Below are 17381 nucleotides of genomic sequence, written 5' to 3'. Positions count from 1 at the left end.
ATAGGCAGTTTTTACCTTGCTACCTGTTTACAATTGCATCAACATTTAAACTGGTTGTATCCTCTTAAATGGCCTTGTCATTCATAACCATAGCCTCATAGCGCACTGAAATACCGTTTTATAGACAGCGCTCAGTGTGGTGTAGCACCTAGCTGCGCCAGTTCCCAGGCTTGCACCATCTGCTTTTTCGCCGCCCCCCAGCGGTAGCCGCCTAGCGCGCCGCTTTGTTGAATCACCCGGTGGCAGGGAATCCATAGCGCGATGGGGTTAGCGCCCACCGCATTACCCACTGCACGAGAAGATCTAGGCGTGCCCAACGCTTGGGCGATATGTGAGTAGCTCGCCAGCTGGCCTTCAGGAATGGTCAGCAGCGCCCGCCAAACCGCTATTTGGAAGTTAGTGCCCGCTACGTGCAGTGACAAAGCGGCAGCGCCCTCGTCGGCTCGATTAAACAGCCTTTCCACCGCATAGCGGGTGGTTTCAGGGCTATGCTGAAAGGTGCTGCGCGGCCACTCTTTGGCCAGCCTCGCCAATAACGCTTTTGAATCAGTCGCATCGACAAACCCCATTCGGCAGATACCTCGGGGTGTTACCGCGGCGAATAGGTTGCCAAGCGGCGTTTCATGCACGCCGTAGGCGATCTCCACTCCCTCCCCCTGGCGTTTAAACTCGCCGGGCGTAACCGCCTCCAGCTGCACAAAGTGATCATAAAGCCGCGAGCCACCGCTAAGCCCCAAGGTATGGGCAATATCCAGCAGCGAAGTGGATGATTGAATCAATTGCTTGCCGCGCTCTAAGGTCAACGCCTGTAAAAAACGTTTGGGGCTAATGCCTGCGTAGCGGCAAAACAGCCGCTGGAAGTGAAAAGCGCTCAAATGAACGTGAGCAGCTACCACTGCCAAGCTGGGCTGTTCTGCCGCGTGGGCCACCATATAGGCCATGGCTTTTTCGATACGCGCATAGTCGTTCATTGTGTTGTCTCTCTAGCCATTGCATAGCGGGCCGCTTAGTTCTCTATCAGCCTAAGCGTTCACGGGCTATTTACCGACCCGAATCTTGCGCACTGGCGGATAATAAGACGCTCTGTTAAACACACTGTTTAACAGACTTTTTTACCAATTTTCGCTAGGGTAATGCCCCGCCTCAATCGACGGTACACGATACGCCCATGCAAGACTTGATCAATGACATTGCAGCCGCCATGGCGAAAGCAGAACAGCGTGGCAAGGTTGCCGACTATATCCCCGAGCTTGGCCATGTTGACCCACAGCAGTTTGCTATTTCGCTCGCCACTGTGGATGGCAACGTTTACTCGGCGGGTTGTGCGACCACGCCCTTCTCGATTCAGAGTATCTCGAAAGTCTTTACGCTGACCATCGCGCTGGGGCAGATGGGCGATTCACTCTGGTCAAAAGTGGGCCGCGAACCCTCAGGCGACCCGTTCAACTCGATCGTTCAGCTAGAACACGAAAGCGGCAAACCGCGTAATCCGTTTATCAATGCCGGTGCCATTGCGGTGGTCGATGCGATCATGATGGGGCATGAACCCAAAGAGACCCTAGGCGAAATTCTAAGCTTTGTACGCTATGTCGCCGATGACGACTGCATCTGTTTCGACCCCGCTGTGGCTGCCTCTGAAATGGCTCACCGCGACCGCAACGCCTCTCTGGCACACTTTATGAAGGCGTTTGGGCATCTTCGCCACGATGTCGATAAGGTGCTGGGCACCTACTTCCACCAGTGCGCGATTGCCATGAGCTGCGAACAACTTGCTCATGCCGGGCTGTTTTTGGCCTCGGATGGCATCAACAAACCCAGCGATATGCGCGTAGTTGCGCCCCAGCGGGCGCGACGTATCAACTCACTAATGATGATGTGCGGGCACTACGATGCGTCGGGAGAGTTCGCCTTTCGCGTCGGCCTGCCCGGCAAAAGCGGCGTGGGTGGCGGCATTCTGGCGATAGCGCCAGGCCATGGTTCTATCGCCGTCTGGTCGCCGGGATTAGATAGCTACGGCAACAGCTTATTAGGCACCCAAGCGCTGGAAATGTTTGTACAACGTACCGGCTGGTCAGTATTTGGGCATTAGTAGTTTAATTAAGACTAGAAATTCGTATAAGAATTGTTTAGCTTAAAATCACTTGCCTTTATAAAATCAGTACTATCGTTTACTGACTGAATAGCCACAATCAAGCACCGTCCACCCTCCACCACGCTAGACAATAGCATGCTACACCCACAGTATAGATAGCCATTCATATACGGACATTTAGCAACGCCATTGTGAGTCAGGAGGACGTCATGGCCAACAATATGACAACCAGCAATCAGCGTGATGCGGTCAGGCTTTTCGCCCGCATGGGCTACGCTGCCAGGGGCATCGTGTATCTATTAGTGGGTGGCCTCGCCGCCTTGGCTGCGTTTGGTCAAGGCGGGCAAACAGAGGGCAGCCGTGGTGCATTAGAACGAGTGCTTACTGCCCCCTTTGGAAAAATACTGTTAGCGATCATGGCAATAGGCTTGGTTGGTTACGCTATGTGGCGCACCATTCAGGCGGTCAACGATGCTGACCACCATGGCACTGATGCCAAAGGCCTCGCTATTCGCACAGGTCTGATGGTGAGTGCCATCACCCACCTTCTGCTGGCCTTTTTTGCTGCCAGTCTCATCTTCCAATTCGGAGGATCTTCAGGTGGTTCTGGCGGCGGCTCTCAAGGCGTGGCGGGCTGGTTGATGCAGCAGCCTTTCGGGCGCTGGCTGGTAGGCGGGGTTGGCTTAGTCATGATTGGCGTGGGTATTGCGCACGCATTTAAAGGCTACACGGCCAAATTCGACAAACATTTCGCTATGCCGACACAGACTCAACAGTGGGCCTATCCAATTTGCCGTTTCGGCTTAGTAATCCGTGGTCTTGTATTTGTCATCGTGGGTAGCTTTTTTATCATTGCCGCTTATCAAATCAACCCTAATGAAGCAGGCGGTATTAGTGAAGTGTTTAGCACGCTGCGAAGCCAACCCTACGGACAGTGGTTGCTTGCATTTGTCGCGGTGGGGCTCTTTGCCTTTGGCCTCTATAGCCTATTAGCGTCTATTTACCGCCGCATTAATCCCGCTACGTAAAGCAGGCTAATATGGCCATCCTCTTCAAACAACCGAGGCAGTGGTTCGAGCGTATCAACGGCTCAAACAATATGCTGTGGCTTTTGGGCACTCTTTCCTTTCTGGAAACTATTATTCTACCTATCCCCATGGAGCTTGTGCTAATCCCGCTAATGGCCGTCAATAGGCAGCGGCTCTGGCGGTTAGCAACCGTCACCACTGCTGGGTGTTTAATAGCTTCACTGGTTGGCTACAGTGTTGGCTTGCTGCTTTATCAGTCAGTGGGAACGTGGTTTATTGAATCGTTGGATATGCAGGAGAGCTACCAGGCCTTCCAAACATTTTTCGATCAATATGGCTTTATTGCCATTCTATCGGTTGGCTTTTTACCCCTTCCCTACCATCTTGCAATGATTACTGCAGGGCTTTCTGGCTACCCGATCCTGCTATTCGCACTGGCAACGCTAATCGCCCGCGGCCTACGTTATTTCGGTCTGGCCTGGCTAGTTTACCGCTTTGGTCACCGCGTACTGATTTTATGGAAACGTCATGCCATGCTCACTAGTTTGGTGGCAGGAGTTGTTGTGTTAATAGTAGCGCTGGGAATGCAGGCTTTGACGACGTTAATATGACCACCCTGCTGGCTTTAGTGCATCAAGATTTAACGCTCCACCTGACGGTGGAGCTTCTAAACGACTGCTAAGTATTGCTGTTTCTCGCCTCCCTGATCTTTAAAACTTATCGTCTGCGACATTTATTGGCAATAAGTAGTGCAGGTTTACACCGTTACGCCATGTCCAAGTGCAAGTTTCCCGCCGGCTGGTAGCTGATTTTGGGTATTGTCAGCCAGGCAGAAAGTGGACACGGCCTGCATAAGATGAAGCGCCTGTTCTTCCAGCGAGGCGGCAGCGGCGGCTGTTTCCTGCACCCGTATTGAGTTCTGCTGCGTCACACCGTCCATTTCTGTTACCGCTTGCTCGACCTGGCTAATGCCCTGGCTTTGCTCATCCGACGCAGCAGAAATGTGTTCCATCTTTATATTCACCCGACTAATTGAGTCGATAATCGTCGCGATAGCCTTCCCCGTTTGAGAAACTTGACCTGAACCTGCTTGGATATTGGCAACCGATTCGGCAACCAGGCTTTCGATCTCTTGTGCAGCAATTGCACTGCGTTTAGCGAGGTTACGCACTTCCCCTGCTACGACGGCAAAACCACGTCCCTGCTCACCTGCACGAGCCGCTTCAACTGAGGCGTTCAGCGCCAGTATATTACTCTGGAAGGCGATGCTATTGATGACGCCAGTAATGTCTTCGATCTTCCTTGAGTTACTGTTGATCAGGCCCATCGTAGCGATAACTTCTTCTGATATTTTTTCGCCGGTTTTAGCATTTTCCACCGTTTCGCTGGTTAAACGGCTTGCCTCTAAAACGTTGTCATTATTCTGTTTTACCGTCGCGCTCAGCTCTACCATGCTGGAAGCCGTCTGAGTCAGCGCAGCGGCTTGCTGGTCAGTTCGAGAAGCCAAATCAACATTACCGGTGGCGATGTCCTTCGAAGCATCGGACACTGTCTGCGTGGAATTGCGGATCTGACTAATAATCCCGGTCAGCGACTGACGCATCTGTTCCAACGTGCGCATCAGGTCTTGGATCTCGCTGCGAGAAGACGTTATGACGGGTACAGGCGTTGCCAACATCCCTTCGGCAATCTGTCCGCAGTGTTTTTTAGCATTTTCAAGAGGGGTAAGCACAGAGCGTTTTAGCAGTATCACTACAGCTGCCATCACAATCAGAAACAGCACGCCGAACGCGATAATAAGGTAGATACCCAAGACAAAACGGCTTTGGGCTTCATCGTTTAAACGTTTAGCGTTCTGTTCGTGCAGGGCCAGCACATTGTCCAACTCAATTTCAAATTGCCTGTCGAGTTGCACCACTGTTTCGATTTGCTGTTGAAACTGTTGTCGATCATTGGCTTCGGCAGCTTCAATCAGCGGCTCAATCCCCCTATCTCGGTAAGCCAAATAAGTGGATTGGTAAGCATCCGTCAACGCCGCCTCACCATCGAGCCTAGGCGCATCAAGGTAAGCCTGAAATGCACCATCCATTTTATCCACGGTCTCCCTCAGGTCGTTAAGAGTTGACGCCGACTCGAGGTTACTACTTTCCACCGTGTTCATATATTCCATCAGGCGTACACGAAGGGTACGGCTGTGGTTGATGGGATCGATAATCGACAGCACCACACGGATCTCTTTATTCACCGCATTCAGTGAGTTATTACTACTCGCCAGCAACCATACGCTGGTTAGTATACTGGAGAAAAAAAGAAGAAATAAAATCGAAAGAACCAGTAGAGAAGACTTTCTAAGTGACATCTGAACATCCTCAATTGAAGTATCATTAATGATTATCGGCTTCAGAATGAGAATGTTTAGACCAAAGTATAAATTTAATTAATCAAGCTTATGGCCTATTGATGTTTCAGCATCGGCTTAACCTCATAACGGCCCCGTTCACAACCAAGGCCAGCACGCCAAATATCAGCAATGAACCAGCGCCGCCGTGAGCGAAACATCAACAAACCCTAGCCGTCATCTGGCTTTTTATCTGGCGTTGGGGCCATGTGCTTCGCCTTCATGTCTTTGAACGCCTCCATGATGTCCATCGGTAATGGGAAAACAATGGTCGACGCGTTTTTATTGCTCATATCGCTCATGGTTTGCAGGTAGCGCAGCTGTAGCGCGGCAGAGTTTTCCTGCATCACATTGGCTGCTTCGACCAGCTTTTTCGAAGCTTGGAGTTCGCCCTCGGCATGGATCACTTTAGCGCGCCGCTCACGCTCAGCCTCCGCTTGGCGCGCAATCGCACGAATCATGCTCTCATCCAAATCCACATGCTTGATCTCGACATTTGCCACCTTGATGCCCCAAGAATCGGTTTGGGAATCGAGGATTTCCTGAATATCGTCGTTGAGCTTATCGCGCTCGGAGAGCATCTCATCAAGGTCATGCTTACCCAGTACGGAACGTAGCGTGGTCTGTGCCAGCTGGCTGGTCGCCTGGCTGAAATTCTCGACCTGGATAATCGCCTTTTCAGGGTCAATGACGCGAAAGTAGAGCACGGCGTTCACTTTAACCGTCACGTTGTCTTGAGAAATCACATCCTGCTCAGGCACGTCCATGGTGATGACGCGCAAATCGACCACCTGCATCTTTTGAATAGCGGGAATCACGATGACCAGCCCAGGCCCTTTCACCGTTTGGTAACGGCCCAGGAAGAACACCACGCCTCGCTTGTATTCCGGGAGAATGCGAATAGACGCAGCGATTAAGATCACCACCAGCACGACGGGAACTAAATATGAAAGCAACATAGGACACCTCGTTTTGCGATTGGTCAGTTAAGATGAAACTTACAGTAGGCAAGTGCTACTCGGGCGATACATAAACCGTTAAACCTTCAAGGCGGACGACCTTCACTTCATCGCCTTGTTTGATCGGCACATCGCTTAGCGCATTCCAGCGTTCGCCGTGCAGGCGTACATGGCCGTTAGTATCAAAATCCTCCAATGCGATAGCCCTCGCACCAATGAGCTGCTCCGCACCGGTATGGACCTGACGACGACGCAGCGTTGCAAAGCGCGTTAATGTCCACAGCATCAACCCGCTGGATACCAGCGCGACTCCGCCAATGAGCGGCAACGAAATGGCCAGGTACTCGGCATCCATCAGCATCACCGAGCCCAGCACAAAGGCAACGATGCCCCCTGCCCCAAGTACACCGAAACTGGGCATGAAGGTTTCCCCGACCATCAACGCTATGCCTACCACGATGAGCGCCAGCCCGGCGTAATTAATCGGCAGCACTTGAAAAGCAAACAGCGCCAGCAACAGGCAAATCACCCCGATGGTGCCGGGGAATAAACTACCCGGGCTGGAAAGCTCAAAAATCAGCCCGTAAAAGCCGATGATCATCAGGAAGTAGGCGATATTGGGGTTGGTAATCAGCGATAGGAGTTGGGTACGCCAATCGGGATCGTAACGTTCAATAGTGAGATCGGCCGTTGCCAGTGTATATTCGCCTCGCTCCATCACCACGGTCGTACCATCTATCTGCGCCAACAAATCGTCAATATCGCGCGCCACTACATCAATAACGTTTTGTTCCAGCGCCGCATTGGCCGTGAGGTTGACGGCCTCGCGCACGGCTTCTTCAGCCCAATCGGCGTTACGGTCGTGACGCTCAGCCAGGCTGCGGATAAAACTCACTGCATCTTCCAACACCTTACGTTCCATGGCACTGCTATTGCCCTCTGACTCCTCTGCGCCGTTTTCGCCCTCTTCATCAGCACCCTCTTCACCAGGGCTACCGCCGCCGAACCCACCACCGCCCATTTGCACCGGCGTCGCAGAACCCAGGTGAGTAGACGGTGCCATGGCCGCCACGTGGCTTCCGTATAGCAGGTAGGTACCCGCGCTAGCTGCCCGAGCACCACTAGGGGAAACGTACATAACCACGGGAATATCAGCGTTGAGCATTTCTGTAACCATGTCGCGGGTGGTTTCTACCAGCCCCCCCGGGGTGTTTAACTCCACGATGATAAGCTCACTGCCCTGCTCGCGAGCATTGCGCAACCCGCGCTCAAGGTAGTCTTTCGTCGCCGGGCCGATAGCGCCATCTATATTGAGCACCAGGGCGCTGGACGAAGAGGTTTGCGCCATGGCCTGCCACGTGAACGACCATGCAGCCAGCAGTAAACCCGCGCAAAGTAGCCACAGCCAGTACGATTTGTAAGAAAGGGCCTGCATTTCCACCCCCGCGCGGTGCGCATTAACAGCTTGACGAAGTCGCTAATAGTGCCATCACAGTGCCACCTTATTCTACAGGCTATATGCTGCGTACAGGTTTTGCACAAAAAATAAAACGGCGTCTTTCATTAAACGTAGCACCCGCTTGGCACTTCGTCATGAAGGGAACGTAAACAGGAGGTTGGGGATGCAAATACAGCTCACTGAGTTATGAGCTGTTTAGGGTATTGGATTGAAAACTACCGTTTGTGGCGACGCTTTTTTGGCGATTATGGCACCGATTACTGCACGTAGTAGCCGCTGACTTTCCAGGTGTCCCCGTCTAAGTGCGGGGTAATGGTTTCAGTGATCTGCGGCTTGTTTTCAAACCGTGTTTGAAACGTGAATTCCATATAGTCACCAAACGGTGCGCCGGGCATTGAGGTTTCTCGGACGACACGCGTTCGCCGCCTTGACTCAACCACACCGAAATCTCGCCGAGCTAGCCCAACCGTGCGTGCCAGCATGCTAGCCGACAGCGGCACCTGCAGCAGTGTTGAGGAGTTTTCCCACGCTTGTTCATATTGACCACTGTCAATGTTTTCTAGCCACGCCAACACCGCCGCCTCCGCCGCCGCCTGAGTGGTCGAATGAGCGACAGGGGACAGCACGAGAAGCAAAGTGGTGATGACAAACTTCAGTGTTTTGGGCATGGCTAGCTCTTGTGGCATTGGGCGGCGGATAGAAAATTTTGGCGGCCTAAGATAATTATCGGAAACTGGCAGAATTTCTTTAACAGCGATGCAGCACTTTTAACCCGCTATCGGCTGGACGCAGCCGGGTCGCTATCCCAACTTCTCAAAGCCTACCCGCTCGTTTACCATGCGCCCCTACCCTCTTCAGCTTCCATCATTAGGCGACCATGTCCGTCAACGCACTCTATACCGACCTTTCTGGCTACTACGATTTGATGTGCGTAGATATCGACTACCCAGCGCAAAGCAAAGCCATTGAAAGATTTCATCAAATCTTCGGTAACGACGGCACTACCCACCTTGATTTAGCCTGTGGCACTGGCCCGCATCTGCGGCATTTTATCGACGCCGGTTACCAAAGCCACGGGCTGGATATCAATCAACCCATGCTGGATATAGCGGCCAAACGCTGCCCGGAAGCTCACTTCTCGTTGCAAGACATGAGTGATTTCGCAGTTGATGGCCCCATTGACTTAATCACCTGTTTTTTGTATTCCATTCATTACAACGCTGAGATTGAAAAACTCAAAGCGTGTATTGACAGTGTGCATCGCGCGCTAACACCCGGCGGACTATTCTGTTTCAACGCGGTCGATAAAGAGAAAATTGATAATGACTTATTCGTTAAACACACCGCCAAGCAAGGAAGCGATTTATTCACGTTCCGCTCTGGGTGGCACTATCGCGGGCAGGGTGAAAAACAGTCACTCAGGCTGAGCATTGAAAAAGCCAACGCTGAAACGACCCAGGTATGGAACGACGAACACCCCATGGTAGCCGTCAGCTTTGTTGAGTTAATCGCACTCTTAGCGCCTCACTTCGAAGTGCATGTGTTTGAGCACGACTACGAAACTATCAAGCCCTGGGATAAGCTTTCAGGGAATGCGATTTTCGTCTGTGTGAAAGCTTAATCGTATTTTTAAGAGAACATGAGGGCCATGGCCGGCCCTCATGTCCCTGCGGCATGGTACAAAAAGCTATCGTTATGCGCTCAAGCAAGAGCCCTATGAACTTAGGATTCTAACGCTGAGCCTTCTTGGTTGGGTCGCAATTGAAGCTGAATACCGAGTAAAAAGTTGCGCAGCACTTGATCCTTGCACTCTCGGTAATTCTTATGGCTGGGCTTGCGGAAAAACGCACTTAATTCATGGTTACTTAGATTGAAGCCAGCCAGTTCAAACGCTGCCAGAATATCTTCAGCCTTTAGATTCAGCGCAATGCGCAGCTTCTGGAACACCATGTTGTTGTTCAGCTGCGATTCTGCCGCGGGCTGCGGGCCTTCGCGCTTGCCACGCTTAAAGCTAATAAAGCCGTTCAAAAACGCCGCGAGCTCATTGTTCTTCATCGTCACAAAGGCATCGTCGTCATCCTTTTTCAGCCAAGCAGTGACCTGCTGCTGAGTCACGCTGACCTCTGCCAAGGCGAAGATATCCACGATGGTGCTGTCTTTTAAATCAAAGGTGTAACGTATGCGGCGAAAAATATCATTATTGGTCAAAATAGTGTCCCTAGTCTTAGGCAAACCCAGCACAATCAGGCTATATGTGCATCTGTGTCAATCATGAATAGTTGGAAAATCAGTAACGTAGCAAACCTAGCCTGCCGTCAGCGTCTCAAGCAGCTCATCAATTTCTTCTCTAAGCTCGCCATCTTCAATTTTATTGGCGGTGATTTGGGCATTTTTAAGATTATTGATCGCCGCGTCGGTCTGGCCTAGCTCAACTTGCAGTTTTGCCATGGAGAACGCGATCGATGACATGTGGTCTTTCGAATTGATCGCGACGGCTTTTTCAAAGGCTTTCTCGTAGACAGCCAGTGCCTCATCTAGCTCTTCTGTAAAATCAGCCAGGGTTTCCCACTGCTCTGGGTGATCTTTATCAGTGTTTTCGTTCTCGGTGCAAATCGCCTCCAATTCGGCATAGAGCGCATCGAAAGCTTCTCTATCCTCTTTATCGGCAGCCTTCATGAGTTTTTCAGCGAGTTCGTAGACTGCCTTGTATATTTTGGTGTTAATCATGAACGACTACCTTTTCTCTATTAAAAACAGTAACAAGTGAAAAAACGCTGAAAATCAACGCTTGCAACGCAACCGCCCCTTCGTGGCCGATGACATTATACCCCTTGCGGGTGGCCCTTCGGGCGATCATTTCCCGGTTTTGTGGTGAGGTGATAGCACTATCAACTCCGACCTCAGCAGCTGTACCACTCAGCGTTATTAACAGTAAAGCTCCATGATGAACTCAGGTTCACCCGTTTGTTCGTCAATCTGCTCACCTAGTGAAATGAAGCCATGTTGCTTATAAAAATTGATGCTGGGAGCGTTCTGGCTGTAGACACTGAGCTGCAAACACGCCCTTCTGCTTTTGGCGTCGTCCATCAGCGCTGACCCTATACCTTGCCCCTGCAAGCTTGGTGACACAAAAACAGCAGCCAACGTATCGCCATAAAGGCAGTAAAATCCTGCTATCTGCTCATCAGCTTCAAATACAAAGGTCTCCGACGCGGGGATGTATACATCACGCATTTCACTAACTTTTGCCTTCCAAAACGCTGGCCCAACAAAAGAGTGGGCTTTAATCGATGCTGAAAGCCAGATATCCAAAACTTGGTCAATATCTGCCTCCCGGTATTTACGAATCATTTAGTGGTTCCTAATGAGGGTCAACTGCGCCAAAGGCGTTACTGAAAGGCTGCTGAGACCTGGGATAGGCTGGCAGCTAGCTGCATAAAATAAGGCCGGAATGCCTTGCCCGAGTCAGGGTAGGCCTGCTCCTTCCATTGAATTATGAATCGCCACTTGCTAGCTAATAGCATTTTTGCTTTCACTACACCGGAAGCTGCAGGATTTTAGCAGAATATTCACAGGGGGTGCCGACCGGCTTATTAATGAGCATCCTGATGGAGATTGCGCTCTGCCGGGATGTCACTCAGATACTCAACGAACTCCACTTCAAACCCGGCCGGATCAACAAAATAGACATTTTTGCGAAACGGCTCTGTGGTGCCAGGTTTGGCAACGGCATCAAGGTTATCGGTCACATAAGCAAGAGTGTCGGCAAGGTAGCCAAGCGCGGTGGGATTAACGTCAGCACCTGGATTTTTACGAGCAGCAAGGGCTAGCAACGCGGGCAATCAGCGCCGTTATAAACCAGAAGCACTAAGGCGGATTTAGGTGATCAAAAGCCGCGCAGAAAGTTGGCGTTAGCTTGGAGGAGGTTAAACAGACCTTCTTATTATTACCCAATAACCGCACGCCGACTGTTGAAGACTGGCAACAGATGCTTGGGGATGGCGTGCGTTTGCAGTTAAAAAGTGGACATAGCGCACCCTTTGGCCGTGGGATTATCATCTGTACCGCCCATATGGCCAAAGGGCTGGAGTTTGATCAAGTGGTTGCCCCGGAAGCGAGTGAAAAGAATCACACCATCAACATGGAGCGCAACCTGCTCTACGTGGCCTGGCCTGTACGCACGCCATGCATCGTTTAACGCTCACTCATACCGGGGCAACCGTCGACCATGAAAGCGTTTAGTTAACGGTAATGTGTGGCGCAGTTGACCAGCTCCTTGATCACTGCCTCCTCTTTGCATTGATCGGCGATATCACCCACGGTAATAATGCCTACCAAGTCTTTTTGATCCGGGCTTTTGAGTACCAGTAGGCGCTGAACCTTCTGCTCCTGCATGTTCTTCAGCACTTCGACGACATCGGTGTCTGAGAAGGTATACAGAGCGGCTTGCGTTGCGATATCTAAGGCATTGTCTTCAGGGTTCTTGCCTTCGGCAGTGCCGCGGACGGCGATATCTCGATCAGTGAGTACCCCCTCCACCTTTTCACCACGCACGAGAGGCTCGAAGCCCGAGTCGGTATCGCGCATCAGTTTAGCCACCTCGCGGATAGATGCGTCAGCATTCAAGTACTCCGGGCGGGTTGTCATGACTTCGTTGGCTTGCATCATTAGTCTCCCTTTTTGTTTCATCAATCAATTGAAATGCAATAGTCAGGTGAATGCGTGACTTGTGCATTTTGCCTTGCTTCAGTGCTGAAGCAAGACTGAGCGTCCAAGCTCGCATGCTCTAAAAACCTAGTCGTCCACGGTGGGAATTTCAAATTAATTGACATCATGGCACCGCTTGGTGCCCGGATTGCTTTTATCTCCAAAAGTTACGCGATAATCTGACGAGCTGAATCGGCTGTGGTTACCTGAGTATGGCCAATTGCCCGCTCTATAATCCTGACAACAAACTGGCTGAATCTGGTAGCGGCCCGGTGCTCCTGGATCAGGCTGAGCAGCGGGATGGGGTGGACCGATAGGCCGGTTAACGTGCATAAACCGCCCGATGCTGGTTGATGTTAGAATTGTGGCACCAAGGATGGGTATTTAGCGCCTCAATTAGCCTCCGCTTCAGCGGTTGGCTGCTTTTACTTTATACTGCCTCATCTTTTATTTTCGACACACCTTACGACAATCTGTCAGGGCGCCTTATGCCATTTGCAAAACTAGGATTATCCACCCCTCTTGTTCAAGCTATTACCGAACTAGGTTACAACACGCCAACGCCCATCCAGGAACAAGCGATCCCTGCCATTCTTTCGGGTAACGACTTAATCGCTACCGCACAAACAGGAACAGGCAAAACCGCTGCCTTTGTTCTGCCTCTGCTAGAACGGTTTAGTACAGCGGGCACGTTACGTGGCAAACGCATACGTGCGCTGATTCTCGTGCCGACCCGTGAGTTAGCGGTTCAGGTCGAAGCCAGTGTGGCTCAATACGCTAAACACACGCGCTTAACCTCTATGGCGATGTATGGCGGTGTGGATACCGAAGCTCAAAAAGAGCGCCTAATCGCAGGGGTGGATATTCTGGTCGCCACGCCGGGCAGATTGCTTGATTTGGCTCATCAGCGTGCGCTGCACTTTGATGAACTTAAAGTCTTGGTATTGGACGAAGCGGACAGAATGGTCGACATGGGTTTTGGCGACGATATCAAGAAAATCATAGATCGCCTGCCTGAAACACGTCAGAACCTACTGTTTTCGGCCACCATCACCGACGACGTTCGCGCCCTCGCCTACGATTTTTCAGATAGCAAGATGACCGATCTGGCGGATGAAATAAACATTTCTCCCAACGTCCGCGCCGCCGCCAATATCAAACAGTGGTTAATTACAGTCGACAAAGACACTAAGTCCGCCCTGCTGAGTCACTTGATTAACGAACAAGCGTGGGATCAGGCACTTATTTTTACCGAGAAAAAACACAATGCGGCCAAGCTTGTCGCTCAGCTGGAAAAACGCGGCATCAAAGCGGATTCCATTCATGGCGGTAGAAGCCAGGCCATGCGCGAAATGATTTTGGCTCAGTTCAAAACGGGCGAACTCAAGTATCTGGTCGCCACGGGAGTGGCCGCTCGGGGTTTGGATATTGGTGAACTGAGCCGTGTGGTGAATTACGATTTACCTTTTCAGCCAGAAGAGTACATCCACCGCATTGGCCGAACCGGCCGTGCGGGTGCCTCAGGTGAAGCCATCTCGCTTGTAGACATCAGTGACTTTAAAAATCTTTGTGCCATTGAAAGGCGATTAAAAAATACGATTGAGCGCAAAGAGATTGCAGACTTTCCGGTTCGAAAAGCAGTACCCGCGTCAAACTTGAACTATGTTAAAAACAGTAATCGTTAATAACTGCAGCGCTTTGAAAATGATGTTGGCGCGCAGCAGCGATGCCAAAACCTGGACAAAAAGGAAAGTTTGGCATCCTGTGAATAGTCTGTAGCCAAGGCAACAAGGTAACGCTGTTCAGTTACCTTGTGCTAGCTGCAAGCCGCGCGCCCAACGCAACGAACAAGGCTCCAAGGCCTCGATCCATCCATAAGCCAACTCGCCGATTCTGTCTTAAGAAAACCCCTAACTTTGACCCCAAAAGAACCAACGGCGGTTCTATGCAAGCGGCCACGACAATAATCAGGGTGCCATGCAGTAATAACTGAGCACTTGCAGGGCCAGCACCTTCCACAACAAACTGAGGCAAGAACGCAAGGAAAAATACGGCTACTTTCGGGTTGAGCGCAGAAACCAGCGCGCCTTGCCAGTAGATAGAAAGCAGCCGTTGATGGCTGTCGTCTTCATTGGAGATGAATGAATCACCGCGCGATAGAAGCATTTTGATGCCAATCCAAATCAAATAGGCGGCACCAACCCACTTAACAATAGAAAATGCTAAGGCCGAAGTGGCAAGGATTGCCGAAAGGCCTACCGCCGCCATCACTACGTGCAACGCCGCACCGGTCCATATTCCTATCATCGCCGCGACCCCATGTCGACGGCCATTGCGCAATGTCTGCCCTAAAATGAACGCAATATCTGGACCTGGGGAAAGGTTGAGAAGGACCGCCGCTGCCAGAAAGGTCGCCCAGTGAATCAATGTGTAGTCAAACAATTTCGAAACTCCTCTTTCCTAAAGATTGCGGCTGGGTGAAAAGCTTGAACGTTAGCTGCCACTATTCCAAAAGCCTTTGGGGCGCATCCATGTCCTGATGCAGCACACGAACGACCAAAATTTCTGCTTCAAGCACTTGATAAAACACGGCGTGACGCTCTACCTGCAATCTGCGATAGCCAGGGAGAACATGGGCGTAGTTCGTGCCGAGTGACGGATGATTAGCCAGCTGCTTCATTCCTGCCTCTAACTGATCCAGGTATCTATCCGCCTGTTCAACACCCCCTTCTTCGCAGGTATATACCCAAATATCGATAAGGTCTGATTCCGCCTTCGGTGTGTTGCTCAGCTTGACCACTACTTAACCGCCTTCATCCGCTTACGCCCAGCTGCCTTGATAGCAGATATATCGAGCGGCTTAGCTTCCCCACTGGCTTCACCCTCAACGAGAGCCTTCCTTAGCGTGTTAAGACGCTCTTGGGCCTGCTGGTCGCGACGGATCAGATGGCGGATATATTCACTATCATTGCCGAACTGCCCACTTTCAATCTGGCTTTTCACCCAACTGTCTTGTTGTTCAGTCAAAGTGATGGTTTTCCGGTGCATACTCATAGTGGGCGCTCCTATAACAGCAATAGTATGATAATGTCATACTATACGTTCCATTGAATCAATGCCCTACTTTTGTCGCCCAACTGTTCAGCTCAAACGTGTCACTTTCTAGCGTTGGCTAAAGCGTTATATTAGCAAGTTGCTCCACACTCGCACGCCCGCTAACGGTGTCTAGCACAACCAGCCCTTCCGACTCGGCATCCATCTGCGCAAGCAATTCTCCACGCACACTCCAAGCGGCCGACTGGCCCACGCTGATAAAATCATCGCTCGGCCCGACACAATTCGCCATGATCACACTCATATGATGCCGGCGCGCTACGGCTGGATAATGAACGATGGCCTTGGCTAGCCCACCAGCGGGTTTGGCAACGCTCGCCAAGTAAAACTCGGCGGATAAGGCGGCCACCTCATCAGCATGGCTCATTTGAAGCGACTCGTAACAGATACCCGGAGCCAGTTTGAAGCCGTCCCTCTCCAATACAAGTTGTTCATAACCTGGCACAAAAAAGGGATGCTCATCAGCATGCAGCTGTTGTTTAGAGTAAAGGCAACGCGCTTTACCCGGCGTGAACCACACCATGCTGATCTGAACACCCGCATCAACGGTGATCGGCATGCCAACACCGATGAACAGGTTGTGTTGATCGCTCCATGCCTGGAACACATCGAGCCGGTGATCGTTTATATCGACAGCCAGGGAATCGGCAAGGCGCGGTTCAAACCCCGTTAGCGAAAGCTCAGGGAAGAATACGACATCTGCTCGCTGCGCAACGGCAAGCTCGATAAGTTCAAGATGCTTCGCGCGGTTACGCGCAAAATTACCCGCGATGGGTCGAAGCTGAGCAGCACACACCTTCATCGTTGAGCTCCTATAAGCGTCAGCGTCTGTATTCCGTGCTTGTAAAAGCATTGTGCAGCTCACACCGCCGACTTGTTTACCATCGCCTTCTCACATTGTAGTGGCATGAAAGCCGCTACCTTTGCGTTTCCAGCACGAGCAACGGCCAAAAGTGTTCTTTACTGAGCATCGCGGTTTAAATTCCGCTCGGTCGGGATGTCACTCAGGTACTCGACAAACTCTACTTCAAACCCGGCCGGATCGACAAAATAGACATTCTTGCGGAACGGTTCTGGGGTGCCGGGTTTGGCAATGGCAAAACCCGCTTCGTTTAATCGAGTAACAACGGCATCGAGATTATCGGTCACATAAGCAAAGTGGGCCAACCCAACGCTGTGGCCTTTTAAATCACGGTTCTCCCCTTCGCCATGATCGCTTAACGCCAGGTAGTGATCATTGTCTCCAAAGTGGATCCATTTGCGTGGCTTGCCATACCACTCGCCATGGCCCTCATCGCGGATCCGCCAGTGCGGGAAGACTGCGCGGTAAAAATCCAGCATGGCATTCATATCAGCAACCACCAGATTAACGTGTTCCAAGTACATAAGCGTCTCCTTGCGTTAAGTGAGATGCCACGATAAAACCTCAACTTAAGTTGAGGTAAAGCATTTTTTGCGGAAAAATGGCAAAAAAGATTCAGGGGGTAAGTCATGGCAGAAACGATTTGGAGTGTCGGCAAGGTTGCCAAGCGCTGCGGCATTAACGTCAGTACCCTGCACTTTTACGAGCAGCAAGGACTCATTCATAGCTGGCGCAATGCGGGGAATCAGCGCCGTTATAAGG

20 protein-coding genes and 2 pseudogenes are annotated in these 17381 nt (G+C 51.2%); 7 read left to right on the top strand and 15 right to left on the bottom strand.

Annotation, left to right across the window (positions count from 1 at the left end; translation table 11 throughout):
- Positions 1-131: 131 nt before the first annotated feature.
- A complete protein-coding gene (locus HVA01_RS15070; protein ID WP_146876230.1) occupies positions 132-971 on the bottom strand; it encodes a bifunctional transcriptional activator/DNA repair enzyme AdaA in 840 nt (279 codons plus the stop codon).
- 197 nt (positions 972-1168) lie between these two features.
- On the opposite strand from HVA01_RS15070, the gene HVA01_RS15065 reads away from it, so the two are divergent.
- The 3 genes and pseudogenes from HVA01_RS15065 to HVA01_RS15055 form a co-directional block, all read left to right on the top strand.
- Positions 1169-2089 carry a glutaminase gene (locus tag HVA01_RS15065; RefSeq protein ID WP_146876229.1) on the top strand — a complete coding sequence of 307 codons (921 nt, stop codon included), beginning with the start codon at positions 1169-1171 and terminating at the stop codon, positions 2087-2089.
- 212 nt (positions 2090-2301) lie between these two features.
- Complete coding sequence (locus tag HVA01_RS15060; RefSeq protein ID WP_146876228.1) at positions 2302-3120, top strand: DUF1206 domain-containing protein; 819 nt, start codon at positions 2302-2304, stop codon at positions 3118-3120.
- Positions 3121-3131: 11 nt separating this feature from the next.
- A pseudogene (locus tag HVA01_RS15055) lies at positions 3132-3548 on the top strand (YqaA family protein); the annotation flags it as partial.
- A 329-nt stretch (positions 3549-3877) separates the two neighbouring features.
- On the opposite strand, the gene HVA01_RS15050 reads toward HVA01_RS15055, so the two are convergent.
- The 4 genes from HVA01_RS15050 to HVA01_RS15035 form a co-directional block, all read right to left on the bottom strand.
- Positions 3878-5479, bottom strand: coding sequence for a methyl-accepting chemotaxis protein (locus tag HVA01_RS15050; RefSeq protein WP_146876226.1), 1602 nt, complete (start codon positions 5477-5479; stop codon positions 3878-3880).
- 209 nt (positions 5480-5688) lie between these two features.
- Entirely contained in the window at positions 5689-6477 is a 789-nt protein-coding gene (locus HVA01_RS15045; protein ID WP_146876225.1) for a slipin family protein, read from the bottom strand.
- A gap of 55 nt (positions 6478-6532) precedes the next feature.
- A complete protein-coding gene (locus tag HVA01_RS15040; protein ID WP_146876224.1) occupies positions 6533-7912 on the bottom strand; it encodes an NfeD family protein in 1380 nt (459 codons plus the stop codon).
- A 281-nt stretch (positions 7913-8193) separates the two neighbouring features.
- The gene (locus tag HVA01_RS15035; protein WP_146876223.1) at positions 8194-8604 is read right to left on the bottom strand and encodes a DUF4019 domain-containing protein; all 411 of its coding nucleotides are present in this window, start codon (positions 8602-8604) and stop codon (positions 8194-8196) included.
- Positions 8605-8813: 209 nt separating this feature from the next.
- On the opposite strand from HVA01_RS15035, the gene HVA01_RS15030 reads away from it, so the two are divergent.
- A complete protein-coding gene (locus HVA01_RS15030; protein WP_146876222.1) occupies positions 8814-9557 on the top strand; it encodes a class I SAM-dependent DNA methyltransferase in 744 nt (247 codons plus the stop codon).
- A 101-nt stretch (positions 9558-9658) separates the two neighbouring features.
- Here the strand turns inward: HVA01_RS15030 and HVA01_RS15025 are convergent, their stop codons facing one another.
- The 4 genes and pseudogenes from HVA01_RS15025 to HVA01_RS15010 all read right to left on the bottom strand — a co-directional run.
- The gene (locus HVA01_RS15025) at positions 9659-10144 is read right to left on the bottom strand and encodes a YehS family protein (RefSeq protein ID WP_146876221.1); all 486 of its coding nucleotides are present in this window, start codon (positions 10142-10144) and stop codon (positions 9659-9661) included.
- A gap of 96 nt (positions 10145-10240) precedes the next feature.
- A complete protein-coding gene (locus tag HVA01_RS15020; RefSeq protein ID WP_146876220.1) occupies positions 10241-10663 on the bottom strand; it encodes a tetratricopeptide repeat protein in 423 nt (140 codons plus the stop codon).
- Positions 10664-10861: 198 nt separating this feature from the next.
- Positions 10862-11287: an N-acetyltransferase gene (locus HVA01_RS15015; RefSeq protein WP_146876219.1), complete on the bottom strand. Its 426-nt coding sequence runs from the start codon at positions 11285-11287 to the stop codon at positions 10862-10864.
- Positions 11288-11529: 242 nt separating this feature from the next.
- Positions 11530-11691: pseudogene (locus tag HVA01_RS15010) on the bottom strand (VOC family protein); the annotation flags it as partial.
- Positions 11692-11852: 161 nt separating this feature from the next.
- Between HVA01_RS15010 and HVA01_RS17705 the strand changes: the two are divergent.
- On the top strand, positions 11853-12134 hold the full coding sequence (locus HVA01_RS17705) for an ATP-binding domain-containing protein (protein ID WP_246129669.1): 282 nt from the start codon (positions 11853-11855) through the stop codon (positions 12132-12134).
- 44 nt (positions 12135-12178) lie between these two features.
- Here the strand turns inward: HVA01_RS17705 and HVA01_RS15000 are convergent, their stop codons facing one another.
- On the bottom strand, positions 12179-12604 hold the full coding sequence (locus HVA01_RS15000; RefSeq protein ID WP_246129667.1) for a CBS domain-containing protein: 426 nt from the start codon (positions 12602-12604) through the stop codon (positions 12179-12181).
- Between the two features lie 527 nt (positions 12605-13131).
- Here HVA01_RS15000 and HVA01_RS14990 point away from each other — a divergent pair.
- Positions 13132-14328, top strand: a complete 1197-nt coding sequence (locus tag HVA01_RS14990; protein WP_146876218.1) for a DEAD/DEAH box helicase — start codon at positions 13132-13134, stop codon at positions 14326-14328.
- A gap of 121 nt (positions 14329-14449) precedes the next feature.
- On the opposite strand, the gene HVA01_RS14985 is transcribed toward HVA01_RS14990, so the two are convergent.
- The 5 genes from HVA01_RS14985 to HVA01_RS14965 form a co-directional block, all read right to left on the bottom strand.
- Complete coding sequence (locus tag HVA01_RS14985) at positions 14450-15085, bottom strand: LysE family translocator (RefSeq protein WP_146876217.1); 636 nt, start codon at positions 15083-15085, stop codon at positions 14450-14452.
- A 61-nt stretch (positions 15086-15146) separates the two neighbouring features.
- Entirely contained in the window at positions 15147-15443 is a 297-nt protein-coding gene (locus HVA01_RS14980; protein ID WP_146876216.1) for a type II toxin-antitoxin system RelE/ParE family toxin, read from the bottom strand.
- Positions 15443-15697 (bottom strand): type II toxin-antitoxin system ParD family antitoxin, encoded by a 255-nt coding sequence (locus tag HVA01_RS14975; RefSeq protein ID WP_146876215.1) that lies wholly within the window; start codon positions 15695-15697, stop codon positions 15443-15445. The genes HVA01_RS14980 and HVA01_RS14975 overlap by 1 nt, the downstream gene beginning before the upstream one ends.
- A 118-nt stretch (positions 15698-15815) precedes the next feature.
- Positions 15816-16559, bottom strand: a complete 744-nt coding sequence (locus HVA01_RS14970) for a carbon-nitrogen hydrolase family protein (protein WP_146876214.1) — start codon at positions 16557-16559, stop codon at positions 15816-15818.
- A 158-nt stretch (positions 16560-16717) separates the two neighbouring features.
- On the bottom strand, positions 16718-17143 hold the full coding sequence (locus HVA01_RS14965; RefSeq protein WP_146876213.1) for a VOC family protein: 426 nt from the start codon (positions 17141-17143) through the stop codon (positions 16718-16720).
- 105 nt (positions 17144-17248) lie between these two features.
- Here HVA01_RS14965 and HVA01_RS14960 point away from each other — a divergent pair.
- Positions 17249-17381: MerR family DNA-binding transcriptional regulator (locus HVA01_RS14960; RefSeq protein WP_146876212.1), on the top strand; the 133-nt coding region annotated here is incomplete at its 3' end.

The organism is Halovibrio variabilis, from assembly GCF_007991175.1.
GTDB classification, from domain to species: domain Bacteria; phylum Pseudomonadota; class Gammaproteobacteria; order Pseudomonadales; family Halomonadaceae; genus Vreelandella; species Vreelandella variabilis.
Note: the sequence above shows the minus strand (reverse complement) of the source record. Positions and strands in the feature narration are given on the sequence as shown.